At 44.6% G+C, this 20,134-nt stretch carries 19 protein-coding genes and 1 pseudogene; 5 read left to right on the forward strand and 15 right to left on the reverse strand.

Annotation, left to right across the window (positions count from 1 at the left end; genetic code table 11):
• Window positions 1-146: 146 nt before the first annotated feature.
• Window positions 147-1,232: a metal ABC transporter substrate-binding protein gene (locus tag RIB93_RS33535; protein WP_446379810.1), complete on the reverse strand. Its 1,086-nt coding sequence runs from the start codon at window positions 1,230-1,232 to the stop codon at window positions 147-149.
• A 93-nt stretch (window positions 1,233-1,325) separates the two neighbouring features.
• Between RIB93_RS33535 and RIB93_RS33540 the strand changes: the two genes are divergently transcribed.
• The 4 genes and pseudogenes from RIB93_RS33540 to RIB93_RS33555 form a co-directional block, all read left to right on the forward strand.
• Window positions 1,326-2,117 (forward strand): metal ABC transporter ATP-binding protein, encoded by a 792-nt coding sequence (locus tag RIB93_RS33540; protein WP_446379812.1) that lies wholly within the window; start codon window positions 1,326-1,328, stop codon window positions 2,115-2,117.
• A 210-nt stretch (window positions 2,118-2,327) separates the two neighbouring features.
• Entirely contained in the window at window positions 2,328-3,215 is an 888-nt protein-coding gene (locus RIB93_RS33545; RefSeq protein ID WP_446379814.1) for a metal ABC transporter permease, read from the forward strand.
• A 187-nt stretch (window positions 3,216-3,402) separates the two neighbouring features.
• Window positions 3,403-4,809: a TIGR03985 family CRISPR-associated protein gene (locus tag RIB93_RS33550; RefSeq protein ID WP_446379816.1), complete on the forward strand. Its 1,407-nt coding sequence runs from the start codon at window positions 3,403-3,405 to the stop codon at window positions 4,807-4,809.
• 80 nt (window positions 4,810-4,889) lie between these two features.
• Window positions 4,890-5,072 (forward strand): annotated as a pseudogene (locus RIB93_RS33555) (HD domain-containing protein); the annotation flags it as partial.
• A 17-nt stretch (window positions 5,073-5,089) separates the two neighbouring features.
• On the opposite strand, the gene RIB93_RS33560 reads toward RIB93_RS33555, so the two are convergent.
• Window positions 5,090-5,668, reverse strand: coding sequence for an NUDIX domain-containing protein (locus tag RIB93_RS33560; RefSeq protein ID WP_446379818.1), 579 nt, complete (start codon window positions 5,666-5,668; stop codon window positions 5,090-5,092).
• Window positions 5,669-6,500: 832 nt separating this feature from the next.
• Here RIB93_RS33560 and RIB93_RS33565 point away from each other — a divergent pair.
• Window positions 6,501-7,121 (forward strand): hypothetical protein, encoded by a 621-nt coding sequence (locus tag RIB93_RS33565; protein WP_446379820.1) that lies wholly within the window; start codon window positions 6,501-6,503, stop codon window positions 7,119-7,121.
• Between the two features lie 571 nt (window positions 7,122-7,692).
• Here the strand turns inward: RIB93_RS33565 and RIB93_RS33570 are convergent.
• The 13 genes from RIB93_RS33570 to cas2 all read right to left on the reverse strand — a co-directional run.
• Window positions 7,693-9,396, reverse strand: coding sequence for a hypothetical protein (locus RIB93_RS33570; RefSeq protein ID WP_446379822.1), 1,704 nt, complete (start codon window positions 9,394-9,396; stop codon window positions 7,693-7,695).
• Window positions 9,397-9,506: 110 nt separating this feature from the next.
• Window positions 9,507-9,983: a hypothetical protein gene (locus RIB93_RS33575; RefSeq protein WP_446379824.1), complete on the reverse strand. Its 477-nt coding sequence runs from the start codon at window positions 9,981-9,983 to the stop codon at window positions 9,507-9,509.
• A gap of 4 nt (window positions 9,984-9,987) precedes the next feature.
• Window positions 9,988-10,902: an RAMP superfamily CRISPR-associated protein gene (locus tag RIB93_RS33580; RefSeq protein ID WP_446379826.1), complete on the reverse strand. Its 915-nt coding sequence runs from the start codon at window positions 10,900-10,902 to the stop codon at window positions 9,988-9,990.
• Between the two features lie 31 nt (window positions 10,903-10,933).
• Window positions 10,934-11,983, reverse strand: a complete 1,050-nt coding sequence (locus RIB93_RS33585; RefSeq protein WP_446379828.1) for a type III-B CRISPR module-associated Cmr3 family protein — start codon at window positions 11,981-11,983, stop codon at window positions 10,934-10,936.
• A gap of 20 nt (window positions 11,984-12,003) precedes the next feature.
• Window positions 12,004-13,713 (reverse strand): Cas10/Cmr2 second palm domain-containing protein, encoded by a 1,710-nt coding sequence (locus tag RIB93_RS33590; RefSeq protein WP_446379830.1) that lies wholly within the window; start codon window positions 13,711-13,713, stop codon window positions 12,004-12,006.
• A gap of 475 nt (window positions 13,714-14,188) precedes the next feature.
• Entirely contained in the window at window positions 14,189-15,517 is a 1,329-nt protein-coding gene (locus RIB93_RS33595) for a HesA/MoeB/ThiF family protein (protein ID WP_446379832.1), read from the reverse strand.
• A 417-nt stretch (window positions 15,518-15,934) separates the two neighbouring features.
• Window positions 15,935-16,420, reverse strand: a complete 486-nt coding sequence (locus tag RIB93_RS33600) for a hypothetical protein (RefSeq protein WP_446379834.1) — start codon at window positions 16,418-16,420, stop codon at window positions 15,935-15,937.
• 8 nt (window positions 16,421-16,428) lie between these two features.
• Entirely contained in the window at window positions 16,429-16,626 is a 198-nt protein-coding gene (locus tag RIB93_RS33605; RefSeq protein ID WP_446379836.1) for a hypothetical protein, read from the reverse strand.
• A 242-nt stretch (window positions 16,627-16,868) separates the two neighbouring features.
• Window positions 16,869-17,213: a hypothetical protein gene (locus RIB93_RS33610; RefSeq protein WP_446379838.1), complete on the reverse strand. Its 345-nt coding sequence runs from the start codon at window positions 17,211-17,213 to the stop codon at window positions 16,869-16,871.
• A 39-nt stretch (window positions 17,214-17,252) separates the two neighbouring features.
• Window positions 17,253-17,825, reverse strand: a complete 573-nt coding sequence (locus RIB93_RS33615) for a LabA-like NYN domain-containing protein (protein ID WP_446379840.1) — start codon at window positions 17,823-17,825, stop codon at window positions 17,253-17,255.
• A 275-nt stretch (window positions 17,826-18,100) separates the two neighbouring features.
• Window positions 18,101-18,592 (reverse strand): DUF3368 domain-containing protein, encoded by a 492-nt coding sequence (locus tag RIB93_RS33620; protein WP_446379842.1) that lies wholly within the window; start codon window positions 18,590-18,592, stop codon window positions 18,101-18,103.
• Window positions 18,589-18,834, reverse strand: coding sequence for a UPF0175 family protein (locus tag RIB93_RS33625; RefSeq protein ID WP_446379844.1), 246 nt, complete (start codon window positions 18,832-18,834; stop codon window positions 18,589-18,591). The genes RIB93_RS33620 and RIB93_RS33625 overlap by 4 nt, the downstream gene beginning before the upstream one ends.
• A gap of 1,083 nt (window positions 18,835-19,917) precedes the next feature.
• On the reverse strand, window positions 19,918-20,134 hold a 217-nt coding region (gene cas2, locus RIB93_RS33630; protein ID WP_446379846.1), incomplete at its 5' end, for a CRISPR-associated endonuclease Cas2.

The following is a 20,134-nucleotide window of genomic DNA, read 5'->3' on the forward strand; positions in this document are numbered from 1 at the left end:
ACATAAGACATAAGACATAAGACATAAGACATAAGACATAAGACATAAGACATAAGACATAAGACATAAGACATAAGACATAAGACATAAGACATAAGACATAAGACATAAGACGATCTCCACCGTTAACATTAATTGCCCCCATTTTAAAAAGCTTGATAATCGCCACCCAATGCTTCGACAATCGTGCGGGTATTAGTAATCAGCATTTTCACATAAGTATCCGCTTCAGTTTCAGGTGCGCCGAGGGAATCGGAATAGAGTTCGGATGGGGCTAATTTAACCCCCGCTTCTTCCGCCACCGTTTCAATTAAAGCGGAGTTAATTGTGGTTTCGGCAAAAATAGCCGGAACTCCTGCTTCTTTCACCGCATCAGATAGGGTTTTTACTGTTTGGGCGCTGGGTTGTTCTTCGGTGCTAATTCCTATCAGAGTGCCAATCACTTCTAGTCCATACGCTTGAGCATAATATTGAAAGGCGTCATGGGTAGTGACGAGTTTACGTTGATTCGCGGGTATGGTTTGAATTTGCTGAGTAATCCAGGTATCCACTTGTGCTAATTCAGCCGTGAGTTTGGCTGCATTGGCGGTAAATTTGTCTTCGTCTTCCGGTGAAAGTTCAATTAAGCGATCGCGTATGGCATTAATCATTTTAATCCCATAGTCTGCATCTCCCCAAACATGCGGATCAGGTTCCGTTTCTCCCTGATATTCAAAATCTAAGGGCGAAACAACTTCCCCAACCGCAAAGGTTTTAGCATTTACCCCCGCCGACTGCATCAGTTTAATCAGTGCGGGTTCTAAGTTATACCCGTTGTAGAGAATCAAATCGGCTTGTTCTAAGGCAATGGTATCAGCAGGTACGGGTTCGTAAACGTGAGGATCAGCACCAGGTTTGAGGATTCCGGTTAACTCGATCTCATCTCCCCCAACTTGTTCAGTCCAGTCGGCAATAATGGTACTGGTGGCGACAACGTTGGGTTTGTCCTCTGCGTCGGTTCCTGAGAGATTCGGATTTGTCGCCTCACAGCCACTCAGCCAAAGTCCCAGAATCACCCCAGCCAGAACCTTCCATCGGGAAATTTTCGGGAAATTAATTCTACCCTTCCCCCCAACAAGGGCGGGTTTAGTCAAGGTATTGGTGTGTTGGGTAACGTTATCAGTCAAACCCGCCCCTACACCTGTACACCCCTGTAACTGAGTTCTACCCTGCGAGTGAGTCATTCCATTCATCAAGTTTATATAGTGGTTTTCATATTGTTTTCATTTTTGAGGATACAATATTTTCATATTCGTTTCATTTTCTGGAGTCTACCCGGTTTAATCATGTCAACGGTTATCTTTACGCGAAACGATCGCAACCCCCAAATCCCCACCATTACCCACCAGGAACCCATCAGGATTGGGCATCTCAGCGTGCAGTATCGCTTTGTAGAGGCGCTAAAGGATATCACCTGTCAGATTCAACCGGGGCGACTGACGGGGATTATTGGTCCCAATGGCGCGGGGAAAAGTACGCTGATGAAAGCGATGTTGGGGTTAGTGCAGACAAGCTGTGATACGGCGATGTATCAGGGAAAACCCTTGATGGATCAGTTAAGCAGAGTTGCTTATGTACCCCAGCGATCGCAGATTGATTGGACATACCCTGCAACCGTTTGGGATGTGGTATTGATGGGGCGGATACGCAAGACAGGATGGTTTCGGCGTTTCTCCACTGTATCCCGACGCATCGCCGCCAAATCGTTAGCGCGGGTGGGGATGAGTGAATTTCGCGATCGCCCCATTGGGCAATTATCCGGGGGACAACAGCAGCGCGTCTTTCTCGCCAAAGCATTAGCCGAAGAAGCGGATATTTTCTGTTTTGATGAACCCATGGCGGGAATAGATAAAAAAACCGAAGCCATTATATTTGAGATTCTCCACGAATTAGCCGATTCCGGCAAAACCGTGTTAGTGGTTCACCATGATTTAGGAGAAGCCATTACCAATTTTGATGATTTAATTTTATTGAATCGGGAATTAATTGCCTCAGGTTCCCGCCAACAAGTCATGCAGGCAAATAACATACAACGGGCGTATGGAGGTCAAGTTGTCTTTTTTTCAGATGCAGCTTAAACGCTTCCCTTCATACAAATGTTCCGGTATGTAGGGGCGGGTTTAGGGATTAATATTGATTGTTTTGGTTAACGTTTATGCAAAACCCGCCCTGGTTTAGGGATTAATATTGATTGTTTTGGTTAACGTTTATGCAAAACCCGCCCTGGCTAACGTTTGAGGTATTTAACATAAGACATAAGACATAAGACATAAGACATAAGACAAATCATGCTTGACCTTTTAATTGAACCCTTACAATACAGCTTTATGCAGCGATCGCTCTTGACAGCCGTCTTAGTGGGAATCGTCTGCGCCTCGGTGGGAAGCTACCTGATGGTACAACGCCTCGCCTTACTCGGTGATGCGATTAGTCATTCCGTATTACCGGGATTAGCGATCGCGTATATCGTGGGTGTGGATATCTTTCTAGGGGCGTTCTTGGCGGGTATTATCAGTACCATTGTGATTACCTGGATCAGAACGCGATCGCAGATTAAAGAAGATGCGGCGATGGGGATTGTCTTTTCCGCCTTCTTTGCCCTTGGTATTACTTTAATTACAGTTATTCAAAAAGACAATAAGATTGACCTAAATCACTTTTTATTTGGCAATATCCTCAGTGTTACCAGCGAGGAAGTCATAAATACAGCCATAATTACCGCCATTGTCCTCGCCATTGTTTTATTGCTGTATAAAGAATTAATGTATTATACCTTTGACCCCATCGGCGCAAAAGCAGCCGGATTACCCACGAATTTACTCAACTTTGGCTTAATGATTTTAATCGCCCTAACCATTGTTGCCAGTCTCAAAGCGGTTGGGGTAATTTTAGTCTTAGCCATGCTAATTACCCCAGGGGCGACGGCTTATTTATTGGTGACAAGGTTACACCAGATGATGCTTTTAGGGTCAGGAATTGGTATAGTTGCCAGTATCAGTGGCATGTATTTGAGCTATTTTTTCAATTTACCATCGGGTCCGGCTATTGTATTAGTCACCTTTGGATTTTTTATGCTGGCGTTTTTGTTTAGTCCCAGTCAGGGCGTTTTAACCCATCCCAGAGTTCAATCTAATCAGTCACAGATTTGGCGAGAAATTAAGGGATTATTGAGATGAAATGAGTCACGCTTTAGTCACGCTTTAGTATCAGCCCTCAACTAAAGTTGGGGCTAAAAGCTTAAACCCGTTAAAACGGGTTCAAAGACTTACCCAGTAAGCTGCATTCTTACTCATTGGTGACAAGTTAAGGGGGGTTGCCAGCAACGACTATAATCAAAAGCTGGTAGTTACATCTAATCACTCTATGCCTGCTGAAGAATTTTTTCCGACTCTACACTGCTTAGAAACACTTGTACCAGAACTCTTGCAAGTTTCTAATCATCCATCGACTCCAACCCAATCCCAGAATTGCCTCACACTTTTAGCCTGTGGCGCTCGGCGATGGGTAATGTTCAGGTCATTGTATGACCGCGATAGTGACTGGTTTGTCGAATTTGAAACTGAACTATTTAACTGTGCGGATTGGTTAAATCAGTTTAAGCAAAAAGTTGAGCATTATAAAACTCGTTCTTTCTCCGATTGGCTATTTTCCGATTATACCGAATCTTTCACCAATCAGTTCATTGCCACCTTAAAATCTCGATATACGTTAGAGGAAAATGACATTGACCAACTCTTGTCAACTCCCATTTTTTCTGCAACTGACCGTACCTTACGCAATCACTTAACTCAGTTATCTCAGCTTAAAACTCCGTTCCTAGACCGACAACCAATCAATCCCCAAGCCACAAGCAAAAAGCCAATTCATAAATTCCGCAAACGGTCAACGGCTGCTATCCGTGAACTATTCGCAACCCAACCTAATTTTAAACTTGAGGAAACCTTAGAATTCTTTACTAATGATGTATCGGATATTGCTCAACTATTATTCACAAAAATCAATGGCGAACAACGCTTATTCATTCATCATGACTATGTAGTCAACGAAGACTTGCGGGAAACCTCAGCGGATTTAGCCGATCGCCTCAAAGAAATTTGGAAAGAGACGCCTACCCCACCGATGAAAATTGCCTATTCTAGTGCTTACTTAAATCAAACGCAAAACTACACCGTTTATCCAGTTTGCCTGTATTATTATCAGAGAGCTTACTACCTCTGTGCCTTTGGTCAAAGACCCCAGCGCACGGCAAACCAACCGCCAGTGGGATGGTACAACTACCGTTTAGAACGGATACGCCAACATCAAAAACTCTCTTGGGATACTACCCATCTGCCTTTCTCTAAATCCGACATTATTAACCATTCTGAAAACTATTCTACGGCTTATATTCAACAGGAACTAGACGCCGCTTATGGCTTTGATTTCTATGAAAACTCTGATTTAACTCTGCTGCGGTTTGAACCCGATTTTGCCCAACGTTACATCGACAACTCTTTCCGTCATCCGACCTTTAATAAACTGAAGAGTTTGGAAGAAACACGGGCATTAATTAAGTCATTAAATCTACCTAATCCCCAACAACTCTTAACCCATATTCACACCTATTCCGATGCGGCTTATTACATCCTCCGCTATCGCCAACAGGACAATACCGTGATCATGCGGCTCCGCGCTTGGGGACCTAAGGTAGAAGTAATTTTCCCCCATGAGTTGCGACAGCGCATGAGACAGGATCTCGAACAAACCTGGCAACTCTATCAAGACCTTTAAAACATCGCACTCCTCAACGATAACGCGAATTATTCTCTTCCCTGTTCCTTTTACAACTTACAACTTACAACTTATAACACATGACAACCCTTACCGAAACTCCACAATTATCCACTCGTTTTGAAGCCGCTTTAGTCTATGCCACTCGGCTGTATAACCATCAAGTCCGAAAAGGCAGTGGTATTCCTTATATCTCTCATTTGATCAGTGTCGCCGCTTTAGTCTTAGAAGACGGCGGCGATGAAGATGAAGCGATCGCTTCTAATGTCTCCTCACCTTCTTACCTCAGAGATTTGTAGCCCACCCTAACGACTAATTTTATCCAAGCTTGGCGCAGAATCTTCTGTTTGTCTGGGGGATTTGTCTTAATTTGCTGGAGCAATTCACGGGTATTCATCCACTGAGACTGATAGATTTCTGCTGAGTTTGGCTGAATTATCGCCTTGCTATCTGCAATGATGAGTGCGGCAAAATAAGCTTTTCCTATCATTCTATTTTTGTCTACCCATCCGCGCACAGAGTAGATTAAGTCACGTTCGTCTCGGCGATATTCAGGGAATAAACGCTTGCCTACCCAAATACTACGTCTAAATTGAATTTGCAATTCGCTTAGTCCCAATTCTGTCTTCAAGCAGCGCATTGAAGCGGTTTTGGGACTCTCTTCTAGATGCATTCCTTCTTGGGGAGGCATCCAGATAGACTGATCCTGAAGGGGCTGCACTAACAGATATTTCTTTTCGGGATCAGTCGATTGAATGAAACAAATAACCTCTGGACGAAATCCGGTTAAATGGAGGCGATACTTCTGGTTAAAAATCCATTTGTATCCGAGCCGCAACCAGTCGAATTCTAAGTTCATAGCCTATCCCCGCCACAATCAGGATTTCTTCTAAGCTATCTGCTTATTGGAAAAGGGGGCTTCCAACTGGAATAGGGAATAGGGAATAGGGAATTTTAACCCAATCGGTAGGGGGTTGCTCTACGTAGGGTGGGCAATGCCCACCTACCGTTTCCAACTAATCCGATTTAACCCAATCGGTAGGGCTGCCAAATACAGGGAGAATTACCAACACAAACTGTGTTTCCAACTAATCCGATTTAACCCAATCGGTAGGGAGTTCGTCTGACAGCCCTTACCCAGTAAGGGTTTCAGCCGCCGAATCGACGCATCTCCAAAAAGTCTAACACATCCTCCCAAAAATTGAACAAAACACATACCTCAAACCCTTACTCTGTAAGCCATCGACGCATCCCAACGAAAAATATAGGGTTTCAGCGATTTGCCGAGATGCGTCGATGAACATCTGAAAATTGCCCTCAAACCTAGATACCATAATACTTTAACGGGATTTGAGTAATGCTTGTAGTGGCGTGGCACACCTTATTTGATGAATTAGAATTGGTTCGTAGTGAGGGCTTCAGCCCTCTCCATCTAAGCGTTATAGCACTAAAGTGCTTACTACAAACAAAACCCTATTTTAGCTGTGTCAGTCCAGTAGTGGCGTGGCACACCTTATTTGATGAATTAGAATTACGCCCGGAAACTGTAGGGGCGCTCATACTTGCGCCCGATTCAATGGTCAAAAATTAATCGAACCTCTCAATGATAAAATACCTGAACAATCGCCAAAGCAAGCTACCTAACACCAGGCAATACACAATCAACCGCTCAATCATCTGAAGAGGTCAAGATGGCTTTCAGTAATTATAAAGATATCAGTTCAGTTCTCAAAGAATTTCAAATCACCTACACTGAAGCTAATTTCATGGAAGAGATTGAATTTAGTATCCCTGATTACTTCCGTGAAGACTTGCAAACTGTTATGCAGGATGGAGTCCCCAACGCTTCAGAATTTTCGATTTGTGAGAATCTAATTTATCCAATCCTTAAGGAAGTGTGGAAATGCTATCGGAGTAACTTTGTTTTGTGGGGACATAAATCCTTAATCTATGATGAGAATCTTTCCGGGTTTCCTGAGTATATTTTGGCGAAACGCTCCCCATTAGGGAAAGTCGTATTTGACAAGCCTTATTTTCTATTAGTTGAAGCAAAACAAGATAAATTTGCTGAAGGTTGGGCGCAGTGCCTTGCCGAAATGGTGGCGGCGCAAAAGTTGAATGATGAACTGCCTGTCATTATTTTCGGTATTGTCTCGAATGGGAAAGACTGGGAATTTGGAAAGCTAGCAAAAGATTCATTTACTCAAAATAGAAATCGCTACCTGATTCAGGATTTGGAGCGGCTATTTGCTGCTGTAAACTATGTTTTTCAAAAGTGCGAATCGCAACTCAATGAGCTAGTTGCTGCTTAACCAGATATCCCTCTTTCAACAGCCATAACGGTTAGGACACATCATTTAGTAAAGACGTTCCGGCGGAACGTCTCTACTAAATGGGAGATTGCGTAGTTTTTGTTACGGTTTTTGGGAGATTGTAGTATCGATTTTGATTTCTGGACTGGCGCTCTAGATTGCTGATGGTCGGTAGGGTCTAGACCACGCGCAACAGGAGATTGATATCCTGGTGTTTCCAACTAATCCGATTTGACCCAATCGGTAGGGTATAACAGCCCTAAGAGAGGGTTTGTAAATGAAAGTTTCCAACTAATCCGATTTGACCCAATCGGTAGGGAGTTCGTCTGGCAGCCCTTGCCCAGTAAGGGTTTCAGCCGCCGAATCGACACACCTCCAAAAAGTCTAACACATCCTGCCCAAAATTGACTCCAACACATACCGCAAACCCTCTCCCTGTAAGCCATCGACACACCTCAACGAAAAATATAGGGTTTCGGCGATTTGCCGAGGTGTGTAGATGAAGAACTGAAAATTCCCCTCAAACCTAGAACCCACAATACCTTGACGGGATTCGAGTGCTGTTTTAACTTCACCAAAGCCGTTGAAACCCTTCAGGTTCAGTATCCAGGAAATCCAGAAAATCATCACACTTACGCGAATCATCCGGAAAAATCGTCAACAGTTCCAAATAATTAGGCGTACTCCTGGGTTTCTTCTTCCCTGGATTCTTTGGATTATCCACCAACTTCACCACCGGATACATCCGATGCCAGAGTCTTCCCACTTGACTAATTTGCCCCGTCACCGAACTTTGCTTAATACTCTGTTCAGCTTCCCTGAATCGGCGATTTGCTCTTTGATAAGCTTCGTGCAACCACTTGATAGCCACACAATCTTCAGCACCCTCCGCCAAACGTCCCCAGACTTCCACACCATCCGGATACCATGCTTCTCGCCAGTTAGCGTGATTCCTTTCATCCGGTTTTACCCCCTGCAACTGCATCCATTCTGAAGCAATTTGCCTTACCTGATCAATAAATCGCCCAACCTGATTTAAACTAGAAACCTTAGCCCCATAAGTTAATGACGTTTTGTCCCATTGCCAATGACACCCGATCAGAGGTTTCCTACGTTGATAATACTCCTGATAAAATTGCCGATGATCTGCCCGTCGCCACGACTTCCCAAACCCGCCAAATAGCAAAGCAAACCGCATTAAAGCTGGCAACAGTTTTTTCAAGGTTTGCTGCTTGCTTTCATCCAATTGGCGAGGCGACATCAACAGCCAACGTAACTCGCCAGCCACTTTATACGTGGGTTCACCATACCCCTCTGTAAACGTACCCAGTTGTAAATCCGATGTTTTAAACGCACAGGTTAATAACCCCTGGGTTCCGCCATCATTCACTCCGCCAAACAAATTTTCGACTAACGCCTCGGCTGTTTTCTGATTCGTTAACCCGCCGAAAATTCGCAAGGCGTGCCCCCGCAAACTCCCGCGAAAAACATTAGGACGAAATTCTTTTTCTCCACCAATTAATTGAGGTGCCTGCCCTTCTCCTTTCAAAAATGCCTTGTATAATTGTTGCCCTTGAATCGGAATCGGATACTCTTCCTCTCCCGACTCCGTTAACCGCGCTTTGGGTAATCCATAGCCACTGCTGGTGCGACAACCCATTCCATACCCTAACGCCCGTTCCCAAATTGCCCAAACTTCCTGCCAATCCGTATCCGGTAACTGGCTAGAAATACCAAACTGAATCGCAGGTTCCGACAGGGAAATTAAAGCAAATCCTGTCTCATTAGGTGGTTTTTCACGAGTGTTATGAGTCTGTACCTGCCATTTCTGCTGCGGGTGAACAATATCGACTAAATTTTGCTTCCAATCATTCACCGGATAGCCGCCATGAAACCGTAATAAACTCGGTTCATCACTATTTTTCGTCAAGCGGTAGCGTTGCTTTTGTTCTGAAGTACAAGCTTGACAAAACAATCCTTTCATGCTGCTACCGGGATAAAAGGGCAAGCCAAAGGCACCCAGCGCCGGGAAAATAATTCCCTCAAATTGTCCGCCATTGGTGACAAACCGCCACTGCATTTTATAGGTTCTCGTCGTAACAGTTTTACCCGGATCAGGTGGCTGGGAATAGGCTTCTTTTGTCCACTCAGACGCCCATCGTTGGGAATCTTGTACCTCAGCCTCTTGATTGATGTATTGAAGTTGCGATCGCCCTTTTATTTGCGCCTGAAACATCAACGGCACTAATTGAGCTGCATTGGCTATATTAACCATGTTGAATTCTCCTGAGATTAGGGAACGGGGAACGGGGAACAGTAAAAAATTGTGATTTTACTCCCCTCTCCTGGTAGGAGAGGGGTTGGGGGAGAGGTTTTTCCACCTACTTAATTCTCCTGATCACTCGACAAATCACCGGGTCCCTTATAGCGCTGTGTCCACCATACGATCGCATCGCATAATTGAGTCAGTACGGCTAAGATAATTCGCTGATCTTCTACCGTAATTGACCATAACTTTTCAGCCATGGCTTGCACCGTGTTAGGATTTCTCACATTAACCGAATCATTGGGAATTTCTACCCCTGCGGGTTGCATAATGCTGACTAAAGCATCCCAGGTGGCTTTCCAATATTCCCCTTTACAGTCAAATTCATCCCCATTTTTCTTCGACTTTCCCTTTAGCCGCAGATGTTCGCCCCAAAACCGTTCTAATCCATAAGCTACCGCTTCCCGCATTTTAAAGGATTGATTTAAGGATTGGCGATCGCGTTGTCTGGCATCTAGAACTAAGGTTTGGGCAATTTGATCTAAACTGTAAAACTTTCGCCCATCTTCGACTAAACTATAGTATTTCCAAGCCATTAACTTAAACCTCCTGTTTTTCAGTCTCAGTTTGCTGCGGGGAAAACGCTTCCCCAGCTAAAGTCACATTGCAGCGACCAAATCCAATTGATTCCAACCCACCAAAATAAAGTTCTTGGGAATAAGGCTGATTCGGTTTGGGTTCTCCAAAGGGTTTCCAGCCGAGTTGTTTTAATGCCACAGGAAACGCTAAAATACTCGCCACGGGTAACGCCTCCACATTAAAAAATGCCCCGGTTTTCGTATCGACTTTCTTCATATCCTCCAGCATCTTAATCCGGCTTTGTCGATACAATCCCATATCATGCAACCTGGCGATATCATTGTCATCAACCACAACTAATTGCTTGACCTGCACATCTGCGCCAACGGGTATCCAATCGGCTAAACTTTCATGGTGTTCAATGCCTAAAAACCCCAGATTAAAGAATAAAACCTTTTCAGTCGTTCCGGGGACAACACGGGCTTTTAACTCCGGATCAGCCGTGTACGGATCAGGAACTTTGGCGTTAATTTCAGCAACTTTCTGATAGCGTTTGAGCAGGGATGGACAGCTAACCCAAACAATCGGTTGTCCTGGAGAAAATACAGGGAACCAAACCAACGAGGCATATTCAAACTTAACTAAAGCTTCAGTTGTCCCGCAATCTTTTTGGTTGGGGTTAGCAACAGCTTCATGACCATACCAAAGCGCCACATCATTATAGCGAGATTCGGTGTGCGATCGCGTGCCATTATTCATCGCCGGATTCCGCATATCTGCCCGAAATCGTCCCCGAATTGAACTGCCTGGAATTATCCCAGTTTGGGTAAATTGGTCTCGAAAAATTAGGTTCAAATTTCCCGTTTCTTCTCCCGCACTAGCACCCACATGAAGGGGGGCTTGGGTTTCAATAATGCCGTAAGCTTTGTGATACATGGTTAACTCTCCAAAAAAATTAAATCCAAAACTATGACAGGGGTAACGCTAATCCACATCCCCAACGTTTATAGGAATACCCTTCATCAGGAAACCAGCATTTATCCCAGTCAAACCAAGGTTTAGGAATCCCTGTTTCCAATACATAAACGGTTCCAGGGGGAATCGCATAACGTCCCCTAGATAGGCGTTTGGTATCTCCTGTTCCCCCTAACCGATAGCGAAAAGGACGAGGACGTTCGGTGAAAACTTGGGCATTTTCCCATTCCGGTGCTGTTATCCAGTCCTTTTCTTGCCTAATAGTAGGAAATCGGTAAGACAAGCGATTAGAACCCCACACCGCAGGCGTGATTAGGGCAAAATTATTTCCTACAGGTTTATTTAATCGTCCTAAAAGCGTTTCATTGGTAATCGGTTGACACTGTACCTCAACTAAATGTCCTTCACCGCCAAACCTATACCAACCGTCATCAAGAAAGGTATTGGTCAAATACACTAAACAGGTATCGGGATGCATTTGAATTGAATTTTCCAAAAACAAACTTCCCTGTTCCGAACTAGCATCAACTCGACGTTGTTCGGTTTCTAAACGTGGGTGTAAATGAGGTAAATATTGCCAAGGCGCTTTAGAAACGGTTTCCGCTTTCTCCCATTGGTTAATTGGTAGCCAAGTTTCCGTATCAAATTTACCCGATTTGAGGGGTTGCCATTGTTGGGTTTCGCTGTTCCAGGTTAATTTTTCAATGATTTTCCCTTGACGAATTTTTTCCTCATCGTGTGGGGGATTCATTTCGGCTAAATAGTTAAAGGGAGTCGGAACATAAAAGTTTTGAGTATCCTTAGTATACGCCCAAAAGGGTCCGGCTAGGGTTAAATCGGGTAAGTTTAATTGTTGGGTGGTTTCCCCTCTTTTGTTGATTCCCGGTTGACTGTATTTAGCCGCATATAATCCCGATACTGTTGCTGCACTAGGCGGAAAGCTATTTCCAGATCGCCCAACTAGGTTATCGGGTGAAAGGAAGGGACCCGCACTACCATAGAGAAAACCAAGGGGTTGGATAATAATCAGGTGACTAAACATAATACTGTAAGGGGCTAGGGTTAAGCATTCTCGGTGACTGAGGAGGACAAATGAAACCCCACTTTAGCCAAGTTAATCACCCAGTTGTTTAAAGCCTTAATGTTTTGCTTTTCTTGGACATGGGGTTGATTGCCTAAAATTCCTGTTTTTTGTTGATGATCAGCATCCCCTGTATCCCACAAATGGGTTTCTAAACATTGGCGATTTTCGGGGCTAAAGTAAAGCTCAAACAACCCCAGGGCAATTTGAGTTTGCCCCTGAAAAGCATGGCGAGATTCTAGGGTGGCAACATCATTATAAAAATGTGTCCAGTTGGGGGTTGTCTTATTCCCTTTGGGCTTTTCTTGCAGCACGGCTAAGGTGTCTCCCTCTCTGTCTTGATAGCTTTCTAGGAACTGTTGCAAACACCACCAAGGACAAACCCATTCCAGATAATTGCCACTATTAAATAGAATCCGAATAGCGAGGCGATCGCGTCCCTTGTTTTTGGCTGATTTTTCTGCGTCTCGACAGTGTTGTAGCACATCTCGTTGGGGGACGCTAGGGGCTGCCCAAACTAAGCCGACACTTACGGTAATCTTGTGTTTATGTTGTTGCCAAATTTGGGGGAATTGATAGAACCAATTGAGGCAATCTTGAGCGGTTAATTTCGGTTGATTTGGCTCAGGAATTCGGTAGAGAACACCGAGAAAATCATCCCCTCCGGCATAGATAATCCGTCCATCAGCATCTAAATTCCGCCGTTTGACTCGCTCTGCTTGAGTCGGAGGTAAATAATATTTGAGATTTTTACCCCATTCCATCATCGCTTGGCTAAAGGTGTGGAGAGAGTCGGCTTCATCTGCCCCTTTTTCTTTTAACTGGCGCAAATAGTCGCCAATCTTATCCCCATCCCCCTGAAAGTATCCTGCCCATAATTTATTGTCAAATCGGTTTAAGTCAACAAAGCTTTGAGGGATTTCAATACTCGGCAGGTCTTTTTCAGAAATAAATTGATTGGCAATAGCATCTAACGTGATTAACCGTTTAATCAGTTCTGGAATACTTAAGCGTTCAGACGGATCAAGAATGGATTCTCCTAAGTGCTGGCTCAGTTGGTGGTAAAACTGATTAATATCCTGAGTTTGTTCAGCCATGCTAGAGTTAAGGGGATGGGTTTTATCGGTCATCCGAGGGTAGGCGATCGCTCCCATCCCCGATAAGGTTGAACTTTCTCCTTGCCAGTTAATCGCTATCCAATTTCGTTGGGTTTTAACTTGATTCAGTTTACGGCGAGCGTGAGTCATTAGGGTGACATCTTTTAGCGTAATGTCAGTTGCTTTGGCTTGACTCAATTCTTCATCGGTGCTTTGCGTCCAAAAAAATTCCCAGGCATGATTTGACCAAGCATTCCATTCCCGTTGCCAGGTATAAGTAAAGGTGTTTAAGGCTTGCTCGATATATTTCTGACAGGTTTCGACAACTGTTTGCCAAGCCTGATTAAAAGCCGCTTCAGCTATGTTTTTGGATAAATTTCCAGCGATAATAATTTGGTTGGGTGTACCTTGGGTCACATTAATTAATGCTGGAGAGACAACCCGACAGCCATGTTTTTGGGCGGCATGGCAAATTGCACAAGCTAAATAAGAAAGGAGAAAAGAACTGCCGTATAAGTCCCGCAGTTTGCGTGATTTCTCAATGAAACCCTGTACGGGAGCAAAGGTAATCACAGTGTAACAGTTTGTGTTCATAAGCCAGTCCTAAGTTGGTGGACTTTGATTAAAGGTAACAGTATTGTAGGGTGGGTAATGCCCACCAGCCTTAACTTAAATGTCGCCGGGTTCGTAGTAGGTTCGTAGTCGGCACTTTAGTGCCATAAGCGCAGGGTTCGGTTCGTAGTCGGCACTTTAGTGCCATAAGCGCTAAAGCGCTGACTACAAACGCTTTAAGTTGGAGGTGCAACATTACTGTTAGTACGTTTTGATTGCTGATGCCAACAGTATACAGTTAGCTGGAAAAGCCCATTTCCAAAGGTTAACACTCCTGGCAATTTGAGGACTCGACCGACAAAACCTCTCAATGTGTTTGCGCCTCATACCAAGTTGCAGTCTAAGGTAGAATTTGTCATGCTGAGCGAAGTCCTGAGCAAAGCGAAGGAACAGTAGCGAAGCATCTGTCCAGATTCTTCGCTCCGCTCAGAATGACATGATAGAACGCAACTCGGTATCAACCCCCACAAAAATAGCAACCACAACTCCCCAAATACTCAGGATTCGTCTTATGCCAATTCGACCCTGGAAACTCGTAAATCCAGTCCAAACCATTATCGGCATCCAGAAAGCCACTGACAAGACTGTGGATAACTCCAACTCCCGTACTCGCACACAGGCTATTTAACCAGAATACGGCTGGGTCGCCGATGCCTTCTACATACCCGACTCGATTAGCCAGATGATGAATCTCCTCCGCCGCCGACTCTAAGGCTGCACGATGCAAGTTAATCATATTGCCACACATTAAACACCACCCACCGCCCAAGGGTGGCACGGTGATGCGACAATACATCCGTGGCGTCTTATCCGGTTTGATGTCGATGTGAGTCCCTAGACATACCAGGGGACGCATATAGTTTAAGGCTAACTCTTGAGCAACTTGCCGGGAGGAGTGGTTATCCGTGGCGACGACAATTAAATCAGCCGCTGCGACTTCCTGTTTAGCGGCTTCATCGGTAATCGATGCGGGGATAGCTTTGACATGAGAACCCGTGGCATAAATGCGTTTGATCAGGTGCTTGACATAATGGACTTTGTACCATTGCTGGCTTGCCATATCCTCAGTCGCAGCCGGGAGACGATTCAGGTTAACGGCTTCGATGTGATCCGGGTCAATTAATACCCATTTTTTCACCCCTAAACGTCCCAGCAGTTCGGCAAAAATTGCCCCAATACCCCCACAGCCGATTAAAGCAACGGTGAGTTCACCCAGTTGGTTTTGTACCCCTTCACCAAAAACCTGTTGACGGGCAAACATTAAGTTTGTCTGGTTGGAAATATTAACACCAGGGGTGAGTTCAAACCAGGATTGGGAACAGTGAATCGGCTCAAATGACTGTCCAATTCTATCCCAGATGCGGAATTGAGACTGTTGTAAGGTTTCGTCAAACACTCCAGAGATTAAACGCGGCTTTTTGGGGAAGTGAGACGAAAGAAACCGAGCATATTCTGATTCATAATGGTCATCCACGCTAGAAAATTCAGGCTTACCTGATTCAGCATGGGTATGAATATGAACCACATCGAGTTTTTCCTTTGCCAGAAATGTCTCAATTAAGTAACGGTGAAATTCCTGTTTAAGCACTAACCCACTCGCAGATTGACGTTCGTAGCAATCGGGAGAGGGAACCACCCACGCTTGAGGCAGATATCTCACTTGTTGTTTAGATACCTGATGACGTTTGCAGAATAAAAAACCAATCACTTCTTCATTCGTCGTGCGAGCATCCTGCATAGCGCGGTAAAATTGATGCCACATTTTGGGTGGGATGTGTAGAGACATTTGGGGTGATTTTTTCAAGTTGTTCATGAGTTTTTCAGAAAGGCTATGTGTATCAAATTTCGGATGTCGGATAAGCTGTTCGGCATTTAAACCGTAATGTCAAGAAAAGCAAAATCCTTGTAGTGTGAGCATCTTGCTCACTACCCATTCCCAATTTAAATGCATGACAGCTTATCGGATATTGGATGTAGAATGTAGGGTGCTATCTTTGAAGCGTAACGCACCATTTCTTTAGTAGCGTTTACAGATTGTAGGTTGGGTTGACGACAGGAAACCCAACAGCATCGGATGTCGGATGTAGACGGTTAAACCGGGCGCACGCCATGCGCCCCTACAGTTTCTGGATAGCAGTAACGCACCATTTCTTGAGCCTTGGTGGGTTACGGCTATCGCCTAACCCACCCTACAATTTACTACTCAATCATCGGTATTAATCGCGTGGCGTGCGGTGACAAATAATGTCGCCAGATTGTGTCCTTGTTCAGGTTGGCGACTAGGACGCCAAGCATTCAGCCATCTATCTCGATTAAATCCGCCACCGAGTCCAACGCAATACCAATACCAGCCTTCTTCGCTTAAAAACGGTGCGCCATAATAGCTTTGGTGAGTAAAGTGATGGTCGCCCTGTCCTACGGTATTCCACGGGTAGTTTAGATAGCAACCAATTGGCGGAAGACGCGGGTAATCGGGGGGAAGTAAGAATAAGACATCTGTGTTAGACACTCGGAATTTCTGAGAGGATAGGGGCATTCCTTTGACCAGAACAGCGGTATATTGAATACCACCAACTGTTTTACTGCCAACAAGTACAGTCTTTGCCACTTTCTCCAAAAGTTTGAGTTCAGACAAGAGTCTCGTACTGGGTTTAAAATCGGTTTGACCGGGATTCACTCTAACTGTCATTGTTTCCTTTATCCTTTTACAATTTTGGGAACCGTCCAAACTTTAGAGCCTTCTTTGAGGGCTTCATTTTCTTTGAGGGGTTTCGTGCCACCAAACCCCTCTTCCATGACATCATCATTGCCAATTTCGGGAAAGTTATTTCTCAAGTCTTCAACGGTTGCGCCATTGGGTAAATCGATTAATTTACCGTTAACAACTGCTCTCATGACAATCTCCTTTGTTTTAGAATGTAGGGTGCGTTACGCTAACGCACCACGACTATTGAATTGGGTGCTATAGCTGTACTATTGCCTGTTGCCTAATCTTTAATTGTGTCCACCTACTTAAGGGAAATGTTACTGACTGGTATGCTGGTGGGCAATGCCCACCCTACGGCTACGGCAGATCAAAAGTTTTGGTGATCTCACAATGCTTATTGAGCGTGCCATTCGATTTAATGGCTTATTTCTTAATAACTCGTGGTCGGGTGAATTCGGGCGATCGCTACTTTTGAATGCGGCTGTTGCGCTGGAGATGGATTTTGAGTGAAATTTAACCAAATCGACCAACTGACTAAACCAATCACTGTCAAAATGGCAGTAGACAGCAGGCGGTTGTAATATCGCTCTAGTTGTTGTAACGATACTTTAATGGAGGTAATCTGTTGACGATATTCGGTTCTTTCTGTTTTGCTCATAGCTCTCATGTTCAACTCTAAGGCTTCAATCTGTTGAGCCAGATTTTCAATGGTTTGAGTGAGGTTTTCTAACTGATGATCCGCTTCGATGATTAATTTTCCGTTGATAGTTTCCATACGTTCCTACTCCCTAATCTGGGTTTCACCTCCTCAAATTTAATCAAAGACATTCGTGTGACCAATTCGGTGGAAGTTTTGCTGGTTGTTTTGCGGTTCAAAGCTATCGAAAATTCCGATTAAATCGACAATGCTACTCGCAGCAACTTTGAGGTCATTGCCAAGAGATTGTTCAACAGAAGCCACTTCGACGCGCATTCCCCGCCGTCTCAGTTTTTCAGCAAGGTAGGCAAAGTCAGAGTCTCCGGTAACTAAGACAACAATATCGGGGCGAACTTCTAAGGCGAGTTCAATGGCATCCATTGCCATGACGATATCAATGTTGGTTTCATAATCATCGCCTTTGGTTTTACCTTCCTTTTGCACGACTAAGAAGCCGTTACTTTTTGCCCAATAGATGAATTTTTCTTTACTTTTACGTTGTTCTTCAAACCGTTCCCTGGCTGGAGGTAGTCCAACGTAAATGACCATTTCAATCAGTTCTCGACCTTCTCTGGGGTCAGCGAGGTAGTCGCGGACTTTTTGCCAGTCCAGCCTGCGGTTAAAGCTTTGTGCAGCTAAGAACGTATTGTCGCTATCGGCAAGAATGAGTACCCGACGATTGGTTCCCATAAAGGTTTGGCATCCTTTGCTTGTTTGTTACTCGTATTAAAACCTATGGCTGGAAGGGGGGTTTTCTTTTACTACAAGGGAATTGAGTGCAGCTTAGACCTTGAAGCTGTCCAAGATAGCGCTACTCACGTTAGCATTCTGCCAAAGGCTACAATGCTGTTGGAGAAGTACGAAGCAGCACAGGCACTACCTGTAGGGGTACGGCAATGCCCATTGGTGTCAACTTAAGCTCAACCCCTCACCCCCAGCCCTTTGATGTAAGAAGAGGACAATCATTACCCTGCTTCTCCAGCCATTTGCAAGACACGAGAATAAAGGCGATCGCTCACCCAAAAATCGGCTGTTCTAATCAACTCATCTAATAGGGGTTTAACCTGTGTAATCAACCCTCGATATTTCGCCTCGATTAAAATCCCCAACACCCCAGTAAACTGAATCTGATACTCGGCGGCAATTGTTCTGCCTAACTCCTCATCAATTAATAACCAATCGGCATCTAGTTCAACCGCCAAAGTAATCGCTTCCGCCTCTCCAGCATCCAACTTATCTTGTAGCAACCTCACCTGTTCCTGATTCACCGCCGAACGGACAGAAATCCACGCCAACGTCTGAACTTCACGACATCCAGGTATCGAATCCCCTGCACCCGTCAGTTCCTGATAAACCCTCTCAGGAATAATGATATCCCCATAGAGTTGCTGCAATAAAGACAAATGTCCGACAGCCGCCAGATTAGTAATAGGAGATGTATCACTAATAATAATCACAATCGTCCTGCTGCCCGTAAATTGCTTAAATCTGTCTCAAAATCCTCCACATCATAGTGAATCGGAATCTGACGAGACGCTAATTCGTGCTGGAACCGAATCCGGGGCATCCCTAGCAAATGACTTGCCTTAGCCAGACTGATTTTTTTCTGCTTAAATAGCAGCAGAACAATTTCTAAGAGGAAATCCGGTTCAGATAATCCACTTGCCCTAATAATTTCATCAGAAATAACTAAACTCATCGGTTTGCTTGTCCTCCTACTTTCCAGTCATTTTAATTCAGATGTAACCCGCTGTTCGGGAGTCAAAGAGTCGATTTAACCCGTTCAACCTCTGTTTGACGCCCTCTCCATACGACGGACAAGAAAGCAGCATAGCGGCTTCTAGTTCTTCCTCATCCGCCACCCTAATCATCTCACAGAGACTGGCGCTAACACTTTGATGACCCTGAGACGGTTTCCGTTGGGGGTTTGACGGGTTGGGGGAGGGAGTGCGATCGCGCAATGTTTAAGAAACATCTGGGTAATGCATAGCACGCTGGGGAGAGGGGCTGGGGGTGAGGGGTTGAGCTTAAGTTGACACGGATGGGCAATGCCGTGCCCCTACTATATGTGGCGTTTTTGCGTAACTCCTGATTGTCACAAAAATTACACCCATCCTCCCTTTTGTAGAGACGTTCCGGCGGAACGTCTCTCTACTCTCTACCGACTAGACTAGCCTACTAATTCTCCACCGCAGGTACAAGAATTACTGGCACAACGATAGCAATAGACGTTACGGCATTCGACACATATTGATAAGTTTTCTAGTTTGTAAGTTTCACCACAACCACTACAATAGTCGGCTCTCCCGTACTTAAAGTGACAATAAAGTCTTATGAATTAAGCTAAAGTCCCACGGTGTAATGCTTGTAGGTTGGGTTGACAAAGGAAACCCAACTAATCCGATTTAACCCAATCGGTAGGGGTTTAAACCATGAAAATTCCCTATGAATATTGGGTTTCCAACTAATCCGATTTAACCCAATCGGTAGGGGAGCGGTAATTCCAACGGATTCATGGGCTATGAATTGTTTCCAACTAATCCGATTTAACCCAATCGGTAGGGAGTTCGTCTAGCAGCCCTTGCCCAGTAAGGGTTTCAACCGCCCAATCGACACCACTGCTGAAATTATAATGCATCCTGCCCAAAATTGCTCAAAATACATACCGCAAATCCTTTCCCTGTAAGGCATCGACACCACTCAACGAAAAATATAGGGTTTCGGCGATTTGGCGAGTGGTGTCGATTCACCAACTAAAAATCACCCCTAATTTCCCTCAAACCTAGATAACATAATACTTTGGCGGCGGTTGGGGTGCTTCTGAGCCAATCACCAACGCCCTCGAAACCGCTTCCTCCGATATCCAGTAAAATCGCACATTATCCTCCACTGGCTCAACTAACTTTTTCACCTTTTCATAAAGCTGGCGCATCTGGTCTAAACTCAAAAAACATTCAAACACAGAAAATTGAACTCGTCGCCCATATCCTTCTAGAAAA

The organism is Coleofasciculus sp. D1-CHI-01 (genome assembly GCF_040218875.1).
GTDB lineage: Bacteria > Cyanobacteriota > Cyanobacteriia > Cyanobacteriales > Coleofasciculaceae > Coleofasciculus.